Genomic DNA, 22,140 nt, shown 5'->3' on the forward strand with positions numbered 1-22,140 from the left:
CAGCCGGGCAGCCGGACCGCTCCCCCGGCGCGTCAGCGCGATGGAGGCCGTCCTCGGCCATCTGCGGCAGGCGATCGAGCACGGCGAGTACGCGATCGGCGACCAGCTGCCGTCGGAGGCCGCGCTGAGCAGGGAGTTCGAGGTCAGCCGCTCGGTCGTGCGCGAGGCGCTGCGCGGGCTGCAGGCGCTCGGGCTGACCGTGTCCCGCACCGGCCGCGGCACGTTCGTCACCGCGAGCGGCCCGCCGGAGAACCCTACGTTCGGCGACTACTCGGCCCGCGACCTGGTCGAAGTGCGCAGGCACGTCGAGGTCCCGGTGGCCGCGTACGCCGCGCGCCGCCGCGACGCCGACCAGCTCGCCCGGCTCGCCGATCTCGTCGACCGGATGGACGCCGAGACCGCGGACGCCGCCTGGGTGGCGCTCGACTCACAGTTTCACGTCACGATCGCACGGGCATCTGGCAATCCGGTGTTCGCGAAGGTGATCGAGGAGATCCGCGACGCACTGGCCCGCCAGTCGGCGTTCCTGAACCAGCTCGGCGGACGGCGCACCCAGTCGAACGTCGAGCACCGGCGCATCGTCACGGCGATCGCCGAAGGCGAGGAAGACGCGGCGGCGGCCGCGATGACCGAGCATCTCGATCACGTCGAGAAGACCCTGACCACGATCGTCCGACCGGCGCGCGCCGGCGAAGCAGAAACAGGTACCACCGCGTGAGTGAAGAAACCCTGCCCGCCACTGCCGAGGCGGGTCCCGCCGACGCGGGCGACGCCGGATACAACAAGGCGCTGAAATCCCGGCACATCAACATGATCGCCATCGGCGGCGCGATCGGCACCGGCCTGTTCCTCGGCGCGGGCGGACGGCTCGCACAGGCCGGCCCGGCACTCGCGATCGTGTACGCGGTGTGCGGGCTCTTCGCGTTCTTCGTGGTGCGCTCGCTCGGCGAACTGATCCTGCACCGTCCGTCGTCCGGCGCGTTCGTGTCCTACGCGCGCGAGTTCATGGGCGAGAAGGGCGCGTACGTCGCGGGCTGGATGCACTTCCTCAATTGGTCGACGACCGGCATCGCGGACATCACCGCCATCGCGCTGTACGCGCACTTCTGGTCGTTCTTCACGCCGATCCCGCAGTGGGTGCTCGCGCTGATCGCGCTGGCGGTCGTGCTGTCGCTGAACCTTGTGTCGGTGAAGCTGTTCGGCGAGATGGAATTCTGGTTCTCGATCGTCAAGGTCGCCGCGCTGGTGCTGTTCCTGATCGTCGGCATCGTCCTGCTGGTGACGCAGCATCCGATCGACGGCCACATCCCCGGCCCGCAGCTGATCTCCGACCACGGCGGCGTGTTCCCGGCGGGCATCGTGCCGATGATCCTGATCGTGCAGGGCGTCGTGTTCGCCTACGCCTCGTGCGAACTGGTCGGCGTCGCGGCGGGCGAAACGGAGAACCCGAAGAAGATCGTGCCCAAGGCGATCAACTCGATCATGTGGCGGATCGCGCTGTTCTACGTCGGCTCGGTCGTGCTGCTGGCGATGCTGCTGCCGTGGGACGCCTACTCGGCCGACCAGAGCCCGTTCGTCACCGTGCTGGCGAAACTGGGCGTGCCCGGCGCGGACAGCATCATGAACCTGGTCGTGCTGACCGCCGCGCTGTCGAGCCTCAACTCCGGCCTGTACTCGACCGGGCGGATCCTGCGCTCGATGTCGCTGGCCGGGTCCGCGCCGAAGTTCACCGGCGTGATGAACCGCAACCAGGTGCCCTACGGCGGGATTCTGCTGACGTCGTCGGTGTGCGTGGTCGGCGTCGGGCTGAACTACGTGGTGCCGAAGGACGCGTTCGAGATCGTGCTGAACTTCGCCGCCGTCGGCATCCTCGGCACCTGGGCGATCATCGTGCTCAGCCACCTGCTGTTCGTGCGGAAGGCCAAGCGCGGCGAGGTGACCCGGCCGCACTTCCGGCTGCCGTTCTCGCCCTACACCGAAATCGCGACGCTCGCCTTCCTCGCCGCGGTCGTCGTGCTGATGGGCTTCGACAAGACCGGCCGGATCACCCTGATGGCGCTGCCGGTGATCGTCGTCGCGCTCGTCGCCGGCTGGTTCGTCGTGCGCAAGCGGATCGACATGAGCGCGTTCGACAAGGCAGAGGCGTCGTGATCCCGCAGGAACGCGAACCGCGGCACGTCCCGCTGGTCCACCTTCTGCGCGACGGCATGGTCGAGGGCGTCCACCACGGTTCCGTCGTCGTGCTCTCGCCCGACGGTTCGACGCTGTTCGAGGCGGGCGACCCCGACGTCGCGATGTACCCGCGCTCGACCGCGAAGCCGTTGCAGGCCGCCGCGATGGCCCGGCTCGGACTGCGCCTCGACCCGTCCGGTTTCGCGATCGCCGCGGCCAGCCACTCCGGCGAACCGCGGCATCTCGAGGCAGCCGCCGCCGTGCTGAAAAGCCGCGGCTTCACCGAAACCGACCTGGGCAACCCCGCTGACCTGCCCTACGACCCGGTCGAGCGGGACGCCTGGATCGCTGCTGGACGGCAGCCGTCGCGACTCGCGCACAACTGCTCCGGCAAGCACGCCGCGATGCTGGCCGTTTGCCAAGAGCAGCGGTGGGACGTCGACGGTTACCTCGATCCGGCACACCCGCTGCAGCGCGCGATCCGGGAAACCGTCGAGGAACTGACCGGGCAAACCGTGCCGCGCGTAGCCACGGACGGCTGCGGTGCGCCACTGTTCGCGCTGTCTCTGCGAGGTTTGGCGAAGGCTGCTTCGCGGATCGCGACCGCGCCAGAGGGTTCGCCGGAATCGTTGGTGGCCAACGGGATCCGGCAACATCCGGATCTGGTGGCCGGGAGCCGACGCGACGTCACCCGGCTGATGCGGGCCGTGCCGGGACTGATCGCGAAGGACGGTTTCGAGGCCGTGCAGCTCGCCGCGTTGCCGGACGGAACCGCAGTGGCGCTGAAGATCGCGGACGGCGGCGACCGAGCCCGTCCTGCCGTACTCGCGGCGGCATTGGCACGAGCAGGCGTCGATCCGGAACTGCTCGCCCCGTTCCGCAACCCCGCTCTCCAGGTGACGGACGCACTCGCCGCCTAAGTCCGTGAGGGGAACCCGCACAGCCGCTGATTCCCCCAGGGTTCCCCTCACGGACCGCCTTCTCCGCAGGAGCGGAACGGTAGCGACTCGCGTACGTTCGATTACGTGCTGAACCGAATCGTCGACCGACTGCTCGGTCTCCCCGCCGCCGAGGGTCCGGCCCCGACCGCAGCCAAGGGCCTCCGCGTCCCGATGCACAACGGCGTGCACCTCCTAGCCGACCGCTACACCCCGGCGGGCCTGACGAACGGCCCCGTAGTCCTGATCCGCACCCCCTACGGCCGCACCGGCCCCCTCGCCAAGCTCTTCGGCGAAACCTTCGCGCGCCACGGCCTGCAAACCGTCTTGCAAAGCACCCGCGGCACCTTCGGCTCCGAAGGCGAATTCCGCCCGTTCCACCTTGAACGCGAGGACGGGATCGCCACCGTCGAATGGCTGCGAGCACAACCCTGGTGCGACGGGCGGATCGCGATGGCGGGCGCGAGCTATCTCGGCCACACGCAATGGGCAGTCGGCCCGTATCTCGATCCGCCGCTGGAAGCCATGTGCCTCGGGATCACCGCGTCGGAATTCGTCAGCACGTTCTATCCGGGCGGGGTGCTCGCGGCCGACAACATGGTGTCCTGGTCGGCGATGATCGGGAAGCAGGAGGAGCGGTTCGCCGCGCTGCCGAACCCGTTGCAGACGCGGCGCACGCGCAGTGCGATGGCGTACCTGCCGATCGCGGGCGCGGACGTGGCGGCGATCGGCAAGCCGGTGCAGTTCCTCCAGGACGTCACCGAGCACGCCGACCCGGACGACGATTTCTGGCAGATGTCCGACCACAGCGCCGAAGTCGCGAAACTCGACGTGCCGGTCAGCATGGTCACCGGCTGGTACGACCTGTTCATCCGCGCGCAGATGCGGGACTTCCGCACGCTGCAGGACGCCGGACGGTCGCCGCGGATCACCGTCGGCCCGTGGTCGCACGGCGAACCGGCCAGCTTCCGCGTGCTGATCCAGGACCAGCTCGGCTTCCTGCGCGCGCACCTCGCCGACGACCGCACCCAGTTGCAGCGCTCCCCCGTGCGGATCTTCCTGCAGAAGGCGTCGACCTGGCTCGACTTCGACCACTGGCCGCCGGCTTCCGAACCCACCCACGCACACCTGCGCCCGGTCGGCGGTCTCGGCGAAACGGTGCCCGGCGAGGCCCTGCCCACGCCCTTCACCTACGACCCGGCGGACCCGACCCCGGCCGTCGGCGGGCCGTTGCTGATGGGAAAGTCCAAGCAGCGCGACAATTCCGAGATCGAGGCGCGCGACGACGTGCTGGTGTTCACCGGCGAACCGCTGGTGCACGACGTCGACGTGATCGGCGACGTGTCCGCCACGGTGTTCGTGCGGACCGAATTGGCCGACGCCGACGTGTACGTGCGGCTGTGCGACGTCGACCCCGGCGGCATCTCGCGCAACGTCACCGACGGGATCCTGCGGCTGCGTCCCGGCCTGCCGGAAGCCGACGCCGACGGAGTGGTGCGGGCCGAGGTGGAGCTCGACCCGACCGCGTACCGCTTCCGTCGCGGGCACCGGTTGCGGGTTCAGGTCGCGGGCGGCGCGTTCCCCCGGTTCGCGCGCAATCACGGTACGGGAGAACGGGTTTCGTCCGCGGTGCGCGGCACGCCGAACCGGTTCGAGGTGTTCCACGACGAGACCCGGCCCTCGCGGGTCACGCTGCCGGTCTTTACTCGGTGACCGTGCGCTGATGCGTCGTCAGCCTGCCGTCGTCGTGCAGCACGTGCAGCAGCAGCGACGGCGGGCTGTCGAAGTCCAGCGGCCCGCCTTCGTCCCAGCCGCGGCCCGCGCCGGGTTCCACCGGCAGCAGTGATCCGGACACCACGCCCGGCGCGATCCGCACCGGCACGCCCGCGAACTCCGTTGCCGCGCCGGTGTGCACGTGCCCGCACAGCAGCGCCACGACGCCGGGATGCCGCTTCAGCACGGCAGCGAGACGGTCTTCGCCGGTCTGGCGGATCGCGTCCACCAGCGGCACCCCGACGTCGAGCGGCGGGTGGTGGAACGCGACGAACGACGGACCGTCGTGCCCGGCGAGCGTGTCGTCCAGCCAGGCGAGCGTCTCGTCGGCGAGGTAGCCCGCGCCCTTGCCCGGGATCGTCGAATCGCACGACACGAGCAGGACATCGGCCACCTTGGTCGCGGAGTTCACCGGTGCGTCGCCAGCCGGCTCTCCCAACAGCGCCTCGCGAAACTGCGCGCGGACGTCGTGGTTGCCGGGGCAGACCACCACGGGCACCGGAAGGTCCAGCAGTTCGGCCGCGCGACGGTATTCCTCGGGCAGGCCGTGATCGGCGATGTCGCCGGTGGCGAACACGGCGTCGACCGGCGCTTCGAGGTTTCGCAGGTACTGCGTCACCGCGGCGGCCCGTGCGTCGGCGCGCTCGCTGCCGTCGAGGTGGATGTCGGAAAGATGCGCGAAAACCCGCACCGGCTCAGCTCCCTTGCAAGTACGTCAACGCTTTCACCCAGTTCCGGACCAGCAGCGCGGACGCGCCGGGCAAATCGTTCGCCCGCAAGGCCGCCGCGATCTCGCGGTGTTCGGCCACGCTCTCCGCCGCTCGGTCCCGCCCGCCGAAGTATGCCGTCTCGTAGCGTTTGAGCAATGGCTTTGTCTGCTCGATCAAGCGCAGCAGATGGGGGTTGCCGCAGCGAGACGTGAGCAGCGCGTGCCAGCGGTCGTCGGCTGCCGGGAGATCGCAGGAATCGGCTATCTCGTCGGAAATCCGGTCGAGCGCGTCCGGCAGCGAGGCGAGTTCCAGCGGCGACGTCCAGCGCAGGGCGAGCGCTTCCAGTTCGGCGATCAGCGGGTACAGCCGGCGCGCTTCCTGCGGATCGAGTGGCGCGACGAGGAATCCGCGCCCCGGAGCGGCGACGAGCAGCCCGCGGTCGGCCAGTCCGATCAGCGCCTCGCGCAACGGCGTGCGGGAGACACCCAGCTCGTTCGCCAGGTGGACCTCGTTGATCCGGGTCTCGGCGGGAAACCGTCCGTCGAGGACGCGCGCGGTGATCTCCTCGATGAGTTCACCGCGCAGGAGTCTCTTGCCCATGCGGTGAGTATTGCACACAGTTCACTCGTACTGTATTCAGTTCATATGGCCAGCTCTTTCGATGTCGCCCGCGCACGGTCCGAAACCCCAGGGTGCGTCGGAGTCACGCACTTCAACAACGCCGGCTCCGCCCTCCCTCCCGCACGCGTCACCGACACCGTGATCGACTACCTGCGCACCGAATCCCTGCTCGGCGGCTACGAAGCGGTCGAACAGACCAAGGACCGCATCGACGGCGTGTACGCCTCGATCGCGCGGCTGCTCAACGCCGCGCCGGAAGACATCGCGCTCAGCGACAACGCCACCCGCTCGTGGCAGGCGATCTTCTACGCGCTGCCGTTCGGGCCGGGCGACCGGATCCTCACCGCGAGCGCCGAATACGCCAGCAACGCCATCGCCTACCTCCAGATCGCGCGCCGCACCGGAGCGACCGTCGAGGTCGTGGGCGACGACGAAACCGGCCAACTCGACGTCGCCGACCTGCGCCGCCGCATCGACTCCGACGTCAAGCTCATCGCGGTGACCCACGTGCCCACCCAGGGCGGCCTGGTGAACCCCGCCGAGGAAATCGGCGCTGTCGCGCGCGAGGCGGGCATCCCGTTCCTGCTCGACGCGTGCCAGTCGGCCGGACAACTGAACCTCGACGTCGAACGCATCGGCTGCGACGCCCTGACCACCACCGGCCGCAAGTACCTGCGCGGCCCGCGCGGCACCGGCTTCCTGTACGTGCACCCGCGACTGCGCGACCGTCTCGAACCGGCGATGCTCGACCTGCACTCGGCCAAGTGGACCTCCCCCACCGAGTACGTCGTCGACCCGACCGCCAAGCGGTTCGAGGTATGGGAACGCGATTACGCCGCGGTACTCGGCCTCGGCGCGGCCGTGGACTACGCGCTGGAATGGGGCCTGCCCGCGATCGAAGAACGCGTCACCGCCCTGGCCGCGACCCTGCGCTCCCGCCTCGCCGAACTGGACCGAGTCACCGTGCACGACGCGGGCGCGCGCAAATGCGGGCTCGTGACCTTCAGCGTCGACGGACTGCCCGCGTACGAGATCAAGGACCGGCTGAACGCGGCGAAAATCAACACGAGCGTGGCACGCCCGCCGTCGGCGCAGTACGACTTCACCGCCCGCCAATTGCCGGATCTGGTGCGCGCGTCGGTGCACTACTACAACACCGACGAGGAGATCGACCGGCTGGTCGGAGAGGTCGCCGCACTCACGCGGTGAGATCACCCGGTTGGCGCAGTATCCAGCGCCGCCGAAGCCGCCTCTTGTCTCGCGTACACCCGCGGAGTGCGCTGCGGCCGGGCCTGTCGAGGGGGCAGGCCCGACGGGGCAAGGGGAGGAACGAGAAGGCCTCTTGGGCCGGGAACGATGGGGGATCCCGGTTCAAGGGGCCTTCTCTTGCGTCCGCGGACACCGCACCGGATGCTCACCAGTCCAGGCGGCGAAAACAAGCCGACCCCATCCGGTAAAGCTTTCACCGGATGGGGTCGGCTCGAGCACGGTGGGCGCAGCAGGGATCGAACCTGCGACCGCTCGGGTGTAAACCGAGTGCTCTCCCGCTGAGCTATGCGCCCGCGCGCCGGAACGGGGAATCCCCGCCCCGGCGAGCGAAAAGAATTCAGGCGGTCAGTTCCTCGACCGCCTTCTTCCACCCGGCCTGGTCGCGCGCCTCGCCCGGCGCGTTGACCTCGGCGAAGCGGACCACGCCTTCGGTGTCGATCAGGAAGGTGCCGCGGACGGCGAGCCCTGCCTGGTCGTTGAACACGCCGTACTTCTGCGCCACCTCGCCGTGCGGCCAGAAGTCCGACAGCAGCGGGAACTGGTAGCCCTCGACCTCGGCCCACGCCTTGAGCGAGAACGGCGTGTCGACCGAGACGCCGAGCACCTGGACGCCCTTGCCGTCGTAGTCGCCGAACTCGTCGCGCAGCTGGCACAGCTCGCCGGTGCAGATCCCGCTGAAAGCGAACGGGTAGAACACCAGCAGGACCGGCTTGTCGCCCTTGAACTGCGACAGCGTGACCGGCTGCTTGTTGTAGTCGTTGAGCGTGAAGTCAGGGGCCTGCGAACCGACCTCGACGGCCATACCGGCGATTCCTCTCCAGAGCGAACACGAGCGTGCCGCCCACCCTATCGCGGCCTCAGCGCTGCTTGGCCTTCGAGGACTTCGGCGACACCAGCCGGGTGCCCAGCCAGCCGGGGCCCACGCTGATGTTGGCCGTCTGGGCGAGCCCGACCTGGGGCACCGCCTCGGCGATGTCGCTGGGCTCGACGTGCCCGGGCTGCCCGGTCTTCGGGGTCAGCACCCAGATCACGCCGTTCTCGTCCAGCGGGCCTCGCGCGTCGACCAGCGCGTCCCCGAGGTCTCCGTCGTTGTCGCGCCACCACAGCAGCACAACGTCGATGACCTCCTGCGCGTCTTCGTCGAGGAGCTCACCGCCGATGGTTTCCTCGATCGCCGCGCGGACGTCGTCGTCGACGTCCTCGTCCCAGCCGATCTCCTGGACCACCATGTCCGGCTTGATGCCAAGGCTCTCGGCGACGCCGGCGTTGCCTGCGTCTCCCGCGGCGACCACTGCTTCCACTCCTCCAACTACGACGGAGCGCGGCGGTAGGTCCGCCGCACTCGGATACACGGTTGTCGAACAGCGAACACTGACGCGGCGCTGCGCGCAACCGTCCACACCGGATCTTTGGCAAGTCGTGTCTGCAGCGTAGGGGCTTGCCGCCTCCCCGCCCGACTCCGGGTGGCACTCAGTACCCACCGCTGCGAAGCCCTCCCCGGGAGCCTCCTTTAGGGTGGAGGAGAGAAAACGCGCGCGCGATACACCGTGCGCGGGGAGTGGCGACACTCGGGCGGCCGATGTTACCGGGCAGTACAGGTGACGGGAACCCCAACCGGGACGACCATGGACGTCGGCGAGCACTCCCGCCCACCAGCTACAACGGCTACAACCAGCTACAAGGAGACCCCTTGGCCCCGCAGAACGACGGCGCCTCCGGCAAGGAGACCCCGGCTCGCGTACGCGTCATCCGTGACGGACTCGCGGCGCACCTTCCCGACATCGACCCGGAAGAGACCAGCGAATGGCTGGACTCCTTCGACGAGGCGCTGGCGCGAGGGGGCCAGCAGCGGGCCAGGTACCTGATGCTGCGCATCCTCGAGCGCGCCCGGGAGCGCAACGTCGGCGTCCCGGCGCTCACGTCGACCGACTACGTGAACACGATCCCCACCGAGAACGAGCCGTGGTTCCCGGGCGACGAGGAGATCGAGCGCCGCTACCGCCGCTACATCCGCTGGAACGCGGCGATCATGGTGCACCGCGCGCAGCGGCCGGGCGTCGGCGTCGGCGGCCACATCTCCACCTACGCCTCGTCGGCGGCGCTGTACGAGGTCGGCTTCAACCACTTCTTCCGCGGCAAGGACCACTCCGGCGGCGGCGACCAGGTCTTCTTCCAGGGCCATGCCTCCCCCGGCATGTACGCCCGCGCGTTCCTCGAGGGCCGCCTTTCCGAGCAGCAGCTCGACGGGTTCCGCCAGGAGTACAGCCACGCGGGCGAGGGCGGCGGCCTGCCGTCGTACCCGCACCCGCGGCTGATGCCGGAGTTCTGGGAGAACCCGACGGTGTCGATGGGCCTCGGCCCGATGAACGCGATCTACCAGGCGCGGTTCAACCGCTACCTGCACGACCGCGGCATCAAGGACACCTCCGACCAGCACGTCTGGGCGTTCCTCGGCGACGGCGAGATGGACGAGGCCGAATCGCGCGGCCTGATCCACGTGGCCGCGGGCGAGGGCCTCGACAACCTGACCTTCGTGATCAACTGCAACCTGCAGCGGCTCGACGGCCCGGTGCGCGGCAACGGCAAGATCATCCAGGAGCTGGAGTCCTACTTCCGCGGCGCGGGCTGGAACGTGATCAAGGTCATCTGGGGCCGCGAGTGGGACGCGCTGCTCTCGGCCGACCGCGACGGCGCGCTGGTCAACCTGATGAACGTCACGCCGGACGGCGACTACCAGACGTACAAGGCCAACGACGGCGCCTTCGTCCGCGAGCACTTCTTCGGCCGCGACCCGCGGACGAAGGAACTGGTCAAGGACCTGTCCGACGCCGACGTCTGGAACCTCAAGCGCGGCGGGCACGACTACCGCAAGGTGTACGCGGCGTACAAGGCGGCCATGGAGCACCACGGCCAGCCGACGGTGATCCTGGCCCACACCATCAAGGGCTACGGCCTCGGCCCGTCGTTCGAGGGCCGCAACGCCACGCACCAGATGAAGAAGCTCACCCTCGACGACCTGAAGCTGTTCCGGGACGCGCAGCGGATCCCGATCAGCGACGAGGAGCTCGAGAAGAACCCGAAGCTGCCGCCGTACTTCCACCCCGGCCCGGATTCGCCGGAGATCGAGTACATGCGCGGCCGCCGCAAGGCGCTGGGCGGGTACCTGCCGGAGCGCCGCCCGAAGACCGCCAAGGCGCTCGTGCTGCCCGGCGACAAGGTCTACGAGGGCGTCCGCAAGGGCTCGGGCAAGCAGGAGGTCGCCACCACGATGGCGATCGTCCGGCTCATCCGCGAGCTGGCGAAGGACTCGGAGATCGGCAAGCGGATCGTCCCGATCATCCCGGACGAGGCGCGCACGTTCGGCCTCGACTCGATGTTCCCGACCGCCAAGATCTACAACCCGCACGGCCAGACCTACACCTCGGTCGACGCGAGCCTGATGCTGGCGTACAAGGAGTCCGAGAAGGGCCAGCTGCTGCACGAGGGCATCAACGAGGCGGGTTCCACCGCGTCGTTCACCGCCGTCGGCACGTCGTACGCGACGCACGGCGAGCCGATGATCCCGATTTACATCTTCTACTCGATGTTCGGGTTCCAGCGCACCGGCGACGGCCTGTACGCGGCGGCGGACCAGATGGCCCGCGGTTTCGTGCTGGGAGCCACCGCCGGCCGCACCACGCTCACCGGTGAGGGTCTGCAGCACGCGGACGGGCACTCGCTGCTGCTGGCGGCGACGAACCCGGCCGTGGTGGCGTACGACCCGGCGTACTCGTTCGAGATCGCCCACATCGTCAAGGACGGCCTGCGCCGGATGTACGGCGAGACCGGCCCGGACGGCAACGGCGAGAACGTCTTCTACTACATCACCATCTACAACGAGCCGTACCAGCAGCCGGCCGAGCCGGAGAACCTGGACGTCGACGGCGTCCTGAAGGGCCTCTACCGCTACGCCGACGCCCCTGAGGGCGACGGTCCGGAGGTCCAGGTGCTGGTCTCCGGCGTCACGATGCCGGACGCGCTCAAGGCGCAGAAGATGCTGGCCGAGGAGTGGGGCGTGCGCGCCGCGGTGTGGTCGGCGACGTCGTGGGGCGAACTGCGCCGCGAAGCGGTCGAGATCGACCACGAGAACCTGCTGCACCCGGACCAGACGCCGCGGGTTCCGTACGTCACGCAGAAGCTGGCCGAGGTTTCCGGCCCGGTCGTGGCGGTGTCGGACTGGATGCGCGCGGTGCCGGACATGATCCGCCCGTGGGTCCCCACCGACATGCTCACGCTCGGCACCGACGGGTTCGGCTTCTCCGACACCCGCCCGGCCGCGCGGCGCAAGTTCCTGGTGGACGCCGAGTCGATCACCGTCGGCGCGCTCTCCGCGCTCGCCAAGCGCGGCGAGTTCGACCAGGCGAAGGTCGCCGAGGCGGCGCGCCGCTACCGGCTCGACGACGTGGCGGCCGCCGGGCCGCAGACGTCCGACTCCGGCAACGCGTGACCGCTGCCTGACCGCGGAGGCCCCTCCGGGACGATTTCCCGGAGGGGCCTCTGCCTTAAGGTAGACATCGGATGTATCCGGATGCCTGACGAAAGGTGGTCGAGCGTGACCCAGCGTCGCCTGCCCCGGCCCAGCGAGCTCAAAGAGATCCTGCGGCCGAAGCCGATCGTGCTCAACCCGACCGACCGGCGCCTGGCCGGCGCGCACACGATCGCCGACCTGCGGATGATCGCGCGCAAGCGGACCCCGCGCGCGGCGTTCGACTACACCGACGGCGCGGCCGAGCTCGAGGACAGCCTGCGCCGCGCCCGGCAGGCCTACCGCCGGGTGGAATTCCAGCCCAACGTGCTGCGCGGCGTGTCCGATGTGGACACCAGCAGGGAGATCCTCGGCAAGCGCTCGGCGCTGCCGTTCGCGTTCGCGCCCACCGGGTTCACGCGGATGATGCAGACCGAGGGCGAGCGCGCGGTGGCCAGGGTGGCGCAGCGCAACAACATGCCGATGGCGCTTTCGACGATGGGCACCACGTCGATCGAGGATCTCGCGGCCGCCGCGCCGGATGCGCGCAAGTGGTTCCAGCTGTACGTGTGGCGCGACCACGGCGCGGGCGAAGATCTGATGAATCGCGCGTGGGAGAGCGGATACGACACGCTCCTGCTGACCGTCGACACCCCGGTCGCGGGCCAGCGGCTGCGCGACGTCCGCAACGGCCTCACCATCCCGCCCGCGATCACGCTGAAGACGTTCGTGGACGGCGCGATGCATCCGGCCTGGTGGTTCAACATGCTGACCACCGAGCCGCTGAACTTCGCGTCGCTCAACCGGTTCGGCGGCACCGTCGCGGAACTGCTGGACAAGCTCTTCGACCCGACGCTGAACTTCGACGACCTCGACTGGGTGCGCCAGACCTGGCCGGGCAAGCTCGTGATCAAGGGCGTGCAGAACGTCGACGACGCCCGCGAGGTGGTGAAACACGGCGCGGACGCGGTCCTGCTGTCCAACCACGGCGGCCGTCAGCTCGACCGGGCCCCGACGCCGATCGAGCTGCTGCCCGCGACGCTGGACGCGGTCCAGGACAGCGCCGAGGTCTGGGTCGACACCGGCATCCTGTCCGGCGGCGACATCGTGGCCGCGCTCGCCCGCGGCGCGAACGCGGTGCTGATCGGCCGCGCGTTCCTGTACGGCCTGATGGCGGGCGGCGAACGCGGCGTGCAGCGCTGCGTGGACATCCTGCGCACCGAGATGATCCGCACGATGCAGCTGCTCGGGGTCCGGCGGGTGGACGACCTGCGCCCCACCCACGCCACGCTCCGCTGAGCGGGGCGTCGGCGCGGACTGGTGCGGTCGGCGTAAGCGCGTATCCAGTGACGGACATCACGTCTCCTGCCTTCGGAAGATCCGAGGGGGAAAGACCATGTCCGTCACGCTGAACCGCCGCGCGCTGGCGATGCTCCGCGCGATCGCCGCCGGCCGAGCCGAACTCACCCGCAGCTGCGAACCGGATCTGAGGGTCGACGGCCTGCCCTGCTGCGACCAGACGACCGCGCACGATCTCGTCCGGGAAGGCCTGGTCCGCCCGGTGTCCGCGCTGGGCGGCCCGGTCGGGCAGTGGACGCCGGCCGAGCTGACCCCGGACGGGCAGCTCGCGCTCGGCGCCTGACCTCAGCGCGCCGCGGCGACGGCTTTCCCGCCGGACACCGCGGTGCGCGCCGAGCGGTTCCAGGTGACCCAGCCGTGGACGACCAGCGCGGCGAAGACGATGTAGATCGCGGCCGAGAAGTACAGGCCGGAGCTGATCTGCAGCGGCACGCCGATCGCGTCGACCACGAGCCACACGCCCCAGAACTCCACGAGCCCGACGCCTTGCGCGGCGAACGCGACGAGCGTCCCGACGAAGATCGCGGCGTCCGGCCAGGGCGCCCACGAGGCGTCGAGTGCCTGGAGCGTCAGCGCCATCGCGATCGTGCCCAGCCCGAACGCGCCGAGCATCACGGACCGCTCGGTCCAGCGGCCCTTGCGCACGACGACGCCGTACACCGGGTCGGTCCTGCGGTTCCAGGCCCACCAGCCGTAGAGCGAGATGAGCAGGATCGCGACCTGCCGTCCGGCGAGGCCGCCGAGATGCGCGGACGCGTAAACGGAGAAGAGCAGGACGGTCGCGCCGACCTGCACCGGCCAGGTCCACAGCGTCCGCCGCTGCGCGAGGAACACGACCGCGAGCGCGAACACCTGCCCGGCCAGCTCGGCGATCGAGATCCACTGGCCGAACACGGTCACGCCGTGATGCAACAGGAAGTCCACGTCGGCACCCCTTCCGATCTACGCCTCCCAACATGCAACACGGAGCCGCCATTCCCGTGCCGATGTGAGACTGCAGACAGTCCCGCTGAGTGGACGCCGGAGCCGGACATGGCGGAGGCCCGGCGCCGGGGTGGCGCCGGGCCTCCATCGCCCGAGCGGCGGGGCCGACTGTGGTGATCGAGCCCAGCCCTACATGCCGTCTTTGCCGACCGCCACGAGCAAAATGGCGGCGGGCAGACCGCGGGGCCGCGCTGCCGAAGCAACGCGGCCCCCTGTCCCCGACCCGCGGATCGGGGAAGGCCGTCAGCGAAGCCGCCGGCCGGGTTTGAATCCGGTCAGCAGCACGGCCCGGAGCCGGCGAACCTCCGCGGATCAGCTCGCTGTCAGCGGAATCCCCGGCTCGACTGGCCTCCGCTCAGCGGTCCACGCGGCCGAACCCGGCGGGCGGGGTCGGCGGCTCCGGCGGGCGGCCGCCGTCCGCGGGCATCTGGCGGGTCTGCTCACCCGGCTGCGGAAGGCTGCCCGACTGCGACTGCGGGTAGCTCTGCGTCCGGGCCTGCCCGGCGTGCGCGTGCTGCCCGCTCACCTGGCCCTGCTCCCGCGCACCGTTGCCGGAGCCGACCTGGCCCTGCAGGTTCGCCAGCCAGCCGCCCCAGCGTTCCTGGGCCGGCTTGATCAGGCCGCCGCCGAAGCCGACCACGATCACGCCGCCCGCGGTCGCCAGCACCGCGATCAGGATCGGGCCGGTCACCGCCGTCGCGATGTTCACCTGGCCCAGCGCCGCGATGATGCCGAACGCCATCACCAGCCAGTACGCGATCGTGCTGAGCAGCCGCCCGGCCGAACGGCCCGACAGCGCGCCCGCGACGACGTCCCGCACGACCTTCGCGATCGCCGCCGCGACGATGATCAGCACCACCGCGACCAGGATCCTCGGCAGGAACGCGATGATGTCGTTCAGCAGCTGGCTCACCGGGTTCGACTGCCCGAACACCCCGAACGCCAGCTGCAGCGCGATCAGCAGAATGAAGTAGTAGACGAGTTTCACGAGCACCGCGGTGGCGTCGAGATTCGCGCCCTTCACCATTCCGGTCAGCCCGGTCTTCTCCACCATCCGCGTGAAACCGAGCTTTCCGAGAACGAGCCCGACCGCTTTGGACACGGCTTTCGCGATCAGCCAGCCGATCAAGAGGATGATCAGAAAACCCACGAGTTTCGGGACGAACGTGGCCACCAGATTCCAGGCCTGTCCGAGTCCGTCCTTGAGTTGTTCACCCACGCTGGCTCCCTTCGCCGCGGTTCGACGTGGATTCCGGCACCGTCCTGTCGCACCGGGTCGCAGGACAGGTACCCACTGCGCCCGAGTGCTGTGCACCACGATCGAGTGAGACGACTGGCGCGGGAAGATCAATCGCCGCCATACTTGTCCTACCGGTGGGGACCGGGGAGACGAGGCCGCTCGGCGCAGCGAAAACCGCAAGCGCCGAGCGGCCTCGAACATTTTCCGCGCTTTATCGCCGCGCGCGGGCGCTTCCGAGACGAATGCGGTTCGGGTTTTCTCCGCCGTTCATCTGGCCTTCATGTTCGGGCGATTGGCGAGTCGCCGACGGATTTGCGCGCCGACCAGCGGACGGCGGCGGAGATGTCCGGACGGGAATCCCGTGCGGGAGCGGTCTGTGCGGTGCGAATTCGCGTCGCGCGACAGCCCGCGGCGGCGAATTGCGCGAGCCTTCCGCACACGTGCCGGATAACCGCGCGGCGGCAATAGCGCCCGGCGGAGATGCCGCGCGAAGGTCATTAACGGGCGCTCGGCCGGGTGGCCGGAACGGCGGGTTCGCGAGGGCGGCGTTCACGCAACTCACCCGATGCCGCTAACCCACGTGGGTTAGGGCCTCCGCTGCCCAGGTCCCTCACCGGGACAACGCGTCCACCGAGAGTAGAGGCTTCGGAACACAAACGGCGGGCCGCGGCATTCCGCCGCGGCCCGCCGTCTGTAACTTCACTGTCAGGCCGCGCGCAGGGCGTCCCGCAGCTTCACCTTCGCGCCGGTGCGCATCACCGCGTTGCGGTAGATCCGCGCGGCCAGCCAGATCAGCGCCGGGATCAGCACGATCACCAGGCCCACCGACAGCACCGCCTCCCACACCGGCACGCCGCCCATCGCGAGCCGCATCGGCATCAGCGTCGGCGCGAACACCGGGATCAGCGACAGCACCTCGGCCAGCGGGCTGCCCGGATTCGACGGCAGGATCGAAATCCCCACCACGTACCCGGCGATCACGAACATCAGCGCGGGCATCGTCGCGCCGCCCACGTCCTCCTGCCGCGACACCAGCGCGCCGAGAGCGGCGAACACGATCGAATACATGAAGAACCCGAGCAGGTACCAGACGATCAGCCAGATCACGGTGCCGACCGCGGCGTTCACCGAGATCGTCAGCACCCCGAACCCGAGTCCGGCCGCGACGCCCGCCACGCCGATCGCCAGCATCTGGATCAGCCCGACGACGCCGATGCCGAGCACCTTCCCGGCCATCAGCTGCCACGGTTTGATCGTCGACAGCAACAGCTCGACCACCCGGGACGTTTTCTCCTCTACGACGCCCTGGGCCACGCTCTGCCCGTTGAGCATCAGCGAGAGGTAGATCAGGATTCCCGCGATGATGCCGAGCACCAGCTGCTGCCCGTTGTAGTCGTACGGTTTCTCGAGCGGCGGCAGTTCGTCGATCGTCGCCTCGGCGGTCGCCTGGCGCACCTTCGCCGGATCGCCGCCGAGGGACTCGATCTGCTGGTTGAGCGCCAGCTGCCCCTCGAGCACGGTGAACGTGTTCTTCAGCTTCGCGTCCAGGTCCTTCTTCACCTGGACGTGCACCCGCTTCGCGTCCTGCACCAGCAGCGCGTCGATCGAACCGTCCCGCAGCTTGTCCTGGCCGGTCTTCTCGTCGGGCACCTGCTGCGTCGCGACGGTCTGGCCGATCGACTTCGCCGTCGCGCTCAGCGGCTGCGCCAGCGGCGAGGCGGCCGGCACGTAGCCGACCGTCGCGTCGGCGCCCCCGCCGCCGTTGAAGAGCTTGAAGACCAGCGCCAGCCCGACGACGATGACCACCATCACCAGCGTGGTGATGCGGTAGGCCTTGGAATTGACCCGCGTGGTGATTTCCCGCCCGGCGACGAGGCCGACCGCGGACATCGGGCTCATCTGAACGTTCGACCCGGTCATGCCGCGGCCTCCTGCTGCTCGGACACGACAGAACGGAACAACTCGGTCAGGGACGGCAGTTTGCGGGCGAATTCCCGCACCGGGCCGGTCGCCAGCGCGGCGCGCAGCACCGCCTGGTCGTCGGCGCCGTCAGCCAGTTCCAGTTCGGTCACCGAACCCTTGCGGCCGAGCACGGTCACGCCGGGCAGCGCGGCGGCCCAGCTTTCCGGAGCCTCCGGCGCGTCGACGAGCAGCCGGACGGTCCCGCCCGCGCGCAGTTCCGCCACCGTGCCGGACGCCTCCATCCGTCCACTCCGGACAATCCCGATCCGGTCGCACAGCCGTTCCACCAAATCCAGCTGGTGGCTGGAAAACACGACCGGAACGCCCTCGGCGGCCTTCTCCTTCAGCACGTCGCTCATCACGTCGACGGCCACCGGGTCCAATCCGGAAAACGGTTCGTCCAGCACGAGAATCCGCGGTTCGTGCACCAGCGCGGCGGCCAGCTGCACGCGCTGCTGGTTGCCGAGGCTGAGCTTCTGCACCTCGTCGTCGCGGCGCGCGGCCACGCCGAGGCGTTCGGTCCACCGTTCGCTCGACGCCTTCGCCGCGGCGGCGGGCATTCCGTGCAGCCGGGCCAGATACGTGAGCTGCTCGCCGACCTTCATCTTCGGGTACAGGCCGCGTTCCTCGGGCATGTAACCGATCTGCCGGCGCGTTTCATGCGTGATGGGCTCGCCCGCGTAGCGCACCTGGCCCGCGTCGGCGCTCAGCACCCCGAGCGCGATGCGCATGGTGGTCGTTTTGCCCGCCCCGTTGCTGCCGACGAATCCGAAAAGCTCCCCCGGCCGCACGTCGAACGTCATTTTCTCGAGCGCCACCACGGCGCCGTACCGTTTGGAGATCCCGTCGATCTCCAGTCCGGGCTCTGGCATGGCCCGTCCCCCTGTTCTTTTTTCGCGCGGGGTGATCCCCTACCACCCCACCCCGGATCCTAGGCACTTCGTCCAGGCGCCGCCCACCGCCCGAGGTCGCCGTCGCATCCGCCTAAAGTTGCGGGTCGCGCGCGGCACGTAGGATCGGATCCGACATGGCCGACACCACGGGACGCCCAGCGCGCAAGCACCACGGACTGTCCGCGAAAACCCTGCGCAGCCTGGAGCACGCCTCCGGGCGGCTGGCGAGCGCGAGCGTCGCGGAAATGGAACGCCGGCTGGTGTGGTTCGCGCGGCTTCCCGCCGACCAGCGCGCCAGCGTTCTGCTGATCACGCAGACCGGGGCCAGCGGATTCGTCGCGTGGCTGCGGGATTCGAAAGAAGCGCTGAAGCTCACCACCGAGGCCTTCCGCGACGCGCCGACCGAAGTGTCGCGCTGGATCAGCCTGCGCCAGGCCGTCGCGATGGTGCGGCTCGCGATCGAGGTGTTCGAGGAGCAGCTCCCCGAATTCGCCGCGTCGGAAGCCGAACGTGCCGCGTTGATCGAAGGAATTCTGCGCTACGGCAGGGAAATCGCTTTCGCCGCGGCCAATTCCTACGCCGCGGCGGCGGAAGCGCGCGGCGCGTGGGACGCCCGGCTCGAAGCGCTCGTGGTCGACGGAATCGTCCGCGGGGACGCCGAAGAATCCGTCCTTTCGCGAGCCGCGGCGCTCGGGTGGGATCCGGCCGCGGCGGCGACTGTGCTGGTGGGAAATCCACCGTCGGACGACCCGCCGACGGTGGTTTTCGACGTCCGCGCCCGCGCCGCCCGCGTCGGCCGCGCGGTACTGCTGTCGGTGCAAGGCTCGCGGCTGGTGATCGTGATCGGCGGCCCCACCGAGGGCGGGCCGAAGGAACGCGAAATCCTGGCCCGGATGTCAACGGTGTTCGCCGACGGCCCGGTCGTGGCCGGTCCGACGGTGCCGACGCTGGCCGAGGCGCACCACAGCGCGGCCGAGGCGCTGTCCGGCCTGCGCGCGGTGGTCGGCTGGCCCGCCGCACCGCGTCCGGTGCGCTCCGACGACCTCCTCCCCGAACGAGCCCTCTCCGGCGACCCCGGCGCGGAACGGCTGCTGGTCGACCTCGTGGCCCGGCCGTTGGAAGAAGCCGGAGCCGCCCTGCAGCGCACGGTCGAGACCTATCTGGACACCGGCGGGGTGCTGGAACGCTGCGCGCAAACGCTGTTCGTGCACCCGAACACGGTCCGGTACCGGCTGCGCAAAGCCGCCGAACTCACCGGCCGCAACCCGACCGACGCCCGCGACGCACTGGTGCTGCGGGTCGCGCTCACGGTGGGCAGACTCGCCCGGGCCCGCGGGCTTTGGTGATCGCCGCAGTGCGGTTTTCTCACTAACGCGGTGCGCGGTGAGTAAGAGGTGCTGCGAGCACCGGCCAGCAAGGCGCGCCGGGGCATTGCCGCTCCCGTTTCGGCCCGGTCGACGCCGCCCGCGCATCGCCGCACGCCGCGCTGCTGAAAAACCCCAATGTGGCATTGGGTGCATGTCACGCACCCAATGCGGCGTTCGGTGCGTCTGACGCACCCAATGCCACATTGGGAGCATCCTGCTCCGCCCCTCCGAGCCGAGGCGCGACCACGGCGTGACAGGGACACGGCGAGCGCGTGGCGGGTGACAGACTTCACGGCAAGCGCTGGTTGAATCCCACAAGGCGGATGGGTTAAGGGCCGGGTTCTCCGGCGGGTCTTTGGAGGTTTCCTCCAATAACGCCGCGCGGACTTGGTGACCGCCCGCAGCCGAAGCGCGACGGGTCCCGTGGTCTCATAGACAGCGTGACAGTTGCAGTCCTCTCCCCCGGCCAGGGTTCCCAAGCCCCCGGCATGCTCGCTCCGTGGCTCGAGCTCGACGGCGCCCGCGCGCGCGTCGAAGAGTGGTCCGCCCGCTGCGGGCTCGACCTGATCCGGCTCGGCACCGAGGCCGGCGCCGAGGAGATCCAGGACACCGCTGTCGCGCAGCCGCTGATCGTCGCGCTGTCCCTGCTGTCCTTCGAGCACCTCCCGGTCGCCGACGACGCTCCGGTCGCCGGCCACTCCGTCGGCGAGCTGGCCGCGGCCGCGATCGCCGGGGTGCTCAGCCCGGCCGACGCCGTCGCGCTCGCCGCGGTCCGCGGCGCCGAGATGGCCAAGGCCTGCGCGCTCGAACCGACGTCGATGGCCGCGGTGATGCTCGGCGATCCCGAGGAAGTCGCCGCGTGGCTGGAAAGCCAGGGCCTCGCCGCCGCGAACCGCAACGGGGCCGGGCAGATCGTCGCTTCCGGGTCCGCCGCCGCGATCGAGAAGATCATCGCCGAGCCGATGGAGGGCACGAAGATCCGTGCGCTCAAGGTCGCCGGCGCCTTCCACACGCCCTACATGGCCCCCGCGGAAGACGCCCTGCGCGAGCACGCCGCCGGTCTCTCCCCGGCCGACCCGACGCGCCCGCTGCTGTCCAATGCCGACGGTCAGGTCGTCACGAGCGGCGCGGAGTACCTGCGCAGGCTCGTCGCCCAGGTGACCCGCCCGGTCCGCTGGGACCTCACCATGGACGGGCTCGTCTCGCTCGGCGTGGACCGCACCGTCGAACTGGCGCCCGCGGGCACCCTGACCGGACTGGTCAAGCGGCAGCTCAAGGGCGTCGTCACCACTACCACCGCGCTGAAGTCGCCCGCCGAGCTGGCGGCGCTGCGCGAGGAGGACGCCCAGTGACCGCCCGCCCCACCCTGCGCCTGGCCCAGGGCGCCCCCGCCGCCCGCATCCTCGGCTTCGGCAGCTACCAGCCGGACCGGATCGTCACGAACGACGACCTGTCGCAGGTCATGGACACCAGCGACCAGTGGATCCGCGACCGCGTCGGCATCATCGAGCGGCGGTTCGGCGAGAAGGACGACGTGCTGGTCGACTACGCCGTCGCGGCCGGGTCCGAAGCGCTCGCCGACGCGGGCCTCGACGCGTCCGAAGTGGACACGGTCATCGTCCCCAACTGCACCATGCCCTCCCAGATCCCGAACGCGGCCGGGCAGGTCGCCGCGCGGATCGGCGTCGCCGCTCCCGGCGCGTTCGACCTCAACGCCGCGTGCGCCGGATTCTGCTACGGCCTCGGCGTCGCCTCCGACCTCGTGCGCGCGGGCTCGGCGAAGAAGGTCCTCGTGATCGGCGCGGAGAAGCTCACCGACGTCGTGGACCCGACCGACCGCGCGAACGCGATCATCTTCGCCGACGGCGCGGGAGCCGCGGTGGTCGGCGGGTCCGACGAACCGGGCATCGGCCCGGTCGTGTGGGGCAGCGCGGGCGACCTCGTCGACCTCATCTACATGCGCGACCACCAGTGGATCTACCAGGAGGGCCAGTCGGTCTTCCGCTGGGCGACCACGCAGATCGCGCCGATCGCGCTGCGCGCGCTGGAAGCCGCCGGACTGCAACCGTCCGATGTGGACGTGCTGGCGCCGCACCAGGCGAACCTCCGGATCGTCGAGTCGATCGCCAAGAAGCTGCGCGCCAAGGGGGCGCGCGAGGACATGGTGGTGGCCGACGACATCAAGTACTCGGGCAACACCTCGTCCGCTTCGATCCCGATGGCGCTGGACCACATGCGCAAGGCGGGGACGGCGAAAAGCGGCGACGTGGTGCTGGCGGTCGGCTTCGGAGCCGGGCTTTCCTATGCCGCGCAGGCGTTCGTCCTGCCCTGAGCGATACTTCCCCCGC

Annotated in this window: 19 protein-coding genes and 1 tRNA gene; 11 read left to right on the forward strand and 9 right to left on the reverse strand. The window is 69.9% G+C overall.

The annotated features are described in order from the left end of the window. The first annotated feature begins 40 nt into the window (after window positions 1-40). The 4 genes from DMP23_RS23520 (at window position 41) to DMP23_RS23535 (ending at window position 4,823) form a co-directional block, all read left to right on the forward strand. Window positions 41-718, forward strand: a complete 678-nt coding sequence (locus DMP23_RS23520; RefSeq protein WP_043835998.1) for a FadR/GntR family transcriptional regulator — start codon at window positions 41-43, stop codon at window positions 716-718. Continuing rightward, the gene (locus DMP23_RS23525; protein WP_037820504.1) at window positions 715-2,151 is read left to right on the forward strand and encodes an amino acid permease; all 1,437 of its coding nucleotides are present in this window, start codon (window positions 715-717) and stop codon (window positions 2,149-2,151) included. The genes DMP23_RS23520 and DMP23_RS23525 overlap by 4 nt, the downstream gene beginning before the upstream one ends. Continuing rightward, entirely contained in the window at window positions 2,148-3,092 is a 945-nt protein-coding gene (locus DMP23_RS23530) for an asparaginase (RefSeq protein WP_337822528.1), read from the forward strand. Before DMP23_RS23525 ends, DMP23_RS23530 begins: the two co-directional genes overlap by 4 nt. A gap of 105 nt (window positions 3,093-3,197) precedes the next feature. Continuing rightward, window positions 3,198-4,823 (forward strand): CocE/NonD family hydrolase, encoded by a 1,626-nt coding sequence (locus tag DMP23_RS23535; RefSeq protein WP_337822529.1) that lies wholly within the window; start codon window positions 3,198-3,200, stop codon window positions 4,821-4,823. On the opposite strand, the gene DMP23_RS23540 is transcribed toward DMP23_RS23535, so the two are convergent. Together DMP23_RS23540 and DMP23_RS23545 are read right to left on the reverse strand one after the other, a co-directional pair. Continuing rightward, window positions 4,813-5,574: a metallophosphoesterase gene (locus DMP23_RS23540; RefSeq protein WP_337822530.1), complete on the reverse strand. Its 762-nt coding sequence runs from the start codon at window positions 5,572-5,574 to the stop codon at window positions 4,813-4,815. The two genes, DMP23_RS23535 and DMP23_RS23540, sit on opposite strands and share 11 nt — an antisense overlap. Window positions 5,575-5,578: 4 nt before the next feature. After that, window positions 5,579-6,193: a GntR family transcriptional regulator gene (locus DMP23_RS23545; protein ID WP_337822531.1), complete on the reverse strand. Its 615-nt coding sequence runs from the start codon at window positions 6,191-6,193 to the stop codon at window positions 5,579-5,581. 45 nt (window positions 6,194-6,238) lie between these two features. On the opposite strand from DMP23_RS23545, the gene DMP23_RS23550 reads away from it, so the two are divergent. Beyond that, on the forward strand, window positions 6,239-7,423 hold the full coding sequence (locus tag DMP23_RS23550) for an aminotransferase class V-fold PLP-dependent enzyme (protein WP_337822532.1): 1,185 nt from the start codon (window positions 6,239-6,241) through the stop codon (window positions 7,421-7,423). A 281-nt stretch (window positions 7,424-7,704) separates the two neighbouring features. On the opposite strand, the gene DMP23_RS23555 is transcribed toward DMP23_RS23550, so the two are convergent. The 3 genes from DMP23_RS23555 to DMP23_RS23565 all read right to left on the reverse strand — a co-directional run bounded on the left by DMP23_RS23555 (window position 7,705) and on the right by DMP23_RS23565 (window position 8,775). Then, window positions 7,705-7,776: transfer RNA gene (locus DMP23_RS23555), tRNA-Val, on the reverse strand. A gap of 44 nt (window positions 7,777-7,820) precedes the next feature. Next, on the reverse strand, window positions 7,821-8,285 hold the full coding sequence (locus tag DMP23_RS23560) for a peroxiredoxin (RefSeq protein ID WP_020657595.1): 465 nt from the start codon (window positions 8,283-8,285) through the stop codon (window positions 7,821-7,823). 55 nt (window positions 8,286-8,340) lie between these two features. Then, on the reverse strand, window positions 8,341-8,775 hold the full coding sequence (locus tag DMP23_RS23565) for a DUF3052 domain-containing protein (RefSeq protein WP_009074710.1): 435 nt from the start codon (window positions 8,773-8,775) through the stop codon (window positions 8,341-8,343). Between the two features lie 398 nt (window positions 8,776-9,173). Between DMP23_RS23565 and aceE the strand changes: the two genes are divergently transcribed. The 3 genes from aceE to DMP23_RS23580 all read left to right on the forward strand — a co-directional run bounded on the left by aceE (window position 9,174) and on the right by DMP23_RS23580 (window position 13,629). After that, window positions 9,174-11,969 carry a pyruvate dehydrogenase (acetyl-transferring), homodimeric type gene (aceE, locus tag DMP23_RS23570; RefSeq protein ID WP_275295081.1) on the forward strand — a complete coding sequence of 932 codons (2,796 nt, stop codon included), beginning with the start codon at window positions 9,174-9,176 and terminating at the stop codon, window positions 11,967-11,969. Between the two features lie 105 nt (window positions 11,970-12,074). Beyond that, complete coding sequence (locus tag DMP23_RS23575; protein ID WP_037820496.1) at window positions 12,075-13,286, forward strand: alpha-hydroxy acid oxidase; 1,212 nt, start codon at window positions 12,075-12,077, stop codon at window positions 13,284-13,286. A gap of 97 nt (window positions 13,287-13,383) precedes the next feature. Beyond that, entirely contained in the window at window positions 13,384-13,629 is a 246-nt protein-coding gene (locus DMP23_RS23580; protein WP_337822533.1) for a hypothetical protein, read from the forward strand. A 2-nt stretch (window positions 13,630-13,631) separates the two neighbouring features. Here the strand turns inward: DMP23_RS23580 and DMP23_RS23585 are convergent, their stop codons facing one another. The 4 genes from DMP23_RS23585 to DMP23_RS23600 form a co-directional block, all read right to left on the reverse strand. After that, window positions 13,632-14,270 (reverse strand): nicotinamide mononucleotide transporter family protein, encoded by a 639-nt coding sequence (locus DMP23_RS23585; protein WP_337822534.1) that lies wholly within the window; start codon window positions 14,268-14,270, stop codon window positions 13,632-13,634. Between the two features lie 415 nt (window positions 14,271-14,685). Beyond that, window positions 14,686-15,549: a mechanosensitive ion channel family protein gene (locus tag DMP23_RS23590; protein ID WP_078870822.1), complete on the reverse strand. Its 864-nt coding sequence runs from the start codon at window positions 15,547-15,549 to the stop codon at window positions 14,686-14,688. 726 nt (window positions 15,550-16,275) lie between these two features. Further along, window positions 16,276-17,490 (reverse strand): ABC transporter permease, encoded by a 1,215-nt coding sequence (locus DMP23_RS23595; protein ID WP_107051249.1) that lies wholly within the window; start codon window positions 17,488-17,490, stop codon window positions 16,276-16,278. Beyond that, window positions 17,487-18,404 (reverse strand): ABC transporter ATP-binding protein, encoded by a 918-nt coding sequence (locus DMP23_RS23600; RefSeq protein ID WP_337822535.1) that lies wholly within the window; start codon window positions 18,402-18,404, stop codon window positions 17,487-17,489. The genes DMP23_RS23595 and DMP23_RS23600 overlap by 4 nt, the downstream gene beginning before the upstream one ends. A gap of 155 nt (window positions 18,405-18,559) precedes the next feature. On the opposite strand from DMP23_RS23600, the gene DMP23_RS23605 reads away from it, so the two are divergent. The 3 genes from DMP23_RS23605 to DMP23_RS23615 all read left to right on the forward strand — a co-directional run bounded on the left by DMP23_RS23605 (window position 18,560) and on the right by DMP23_RS23615 (window position 22,124). Beyond that, window positions 18,560-19,771 (forward strand): PucR family transcriptional regulator, encoded by a 1,212-nt coding sequence (locus tag DMP23_RS23605; RefSeq protein ID WP_037820487.1) that lies wholly within the window; start codon window positions 18,560-18,562, stop codon window positions 19,769-19,771. 461 nt (window positions 19,772-20,232) lie between these two features. Next, window positions 20,233-21,144, forward strand: a complete 912-nt coding sequence (locus DMP23_RS23610; protein WP_078870821.1) for an ACP S-malonyltransferase — start codon at window positions 20,233-20,235, stop codon at window positions 21,142-21,144. Further along, window positions 21,141-22,124, forward strand: a complete 984-nt coding sequence (locus DMP23_RS23615; protein ID WP_037820483.1) for a beta-ketoacyl-ACP synthase III — start codon at window positions 21,141-21,143, stop codon at window positions 22,122-22,124. The genes DMP23_RS23610 and DMP23_RS23615 overlap by 4 nt, the downstream gene beginning before the upstream one ends. The last annotated feature ends 16 nt before the right edge of the window (window positions 22,125-22,140 follow it).

This window comes from Amycolatopsis sp. A1MSW2902, from assembly GCF_017312175.1.
GTDB classification, from domain to species: Bacteria; Actinomycetota; Actinomycetes; order Mycobacteriales; family Pseudonocardiaceae; genus Amycolatopsis; species Amycolatopsis nivea.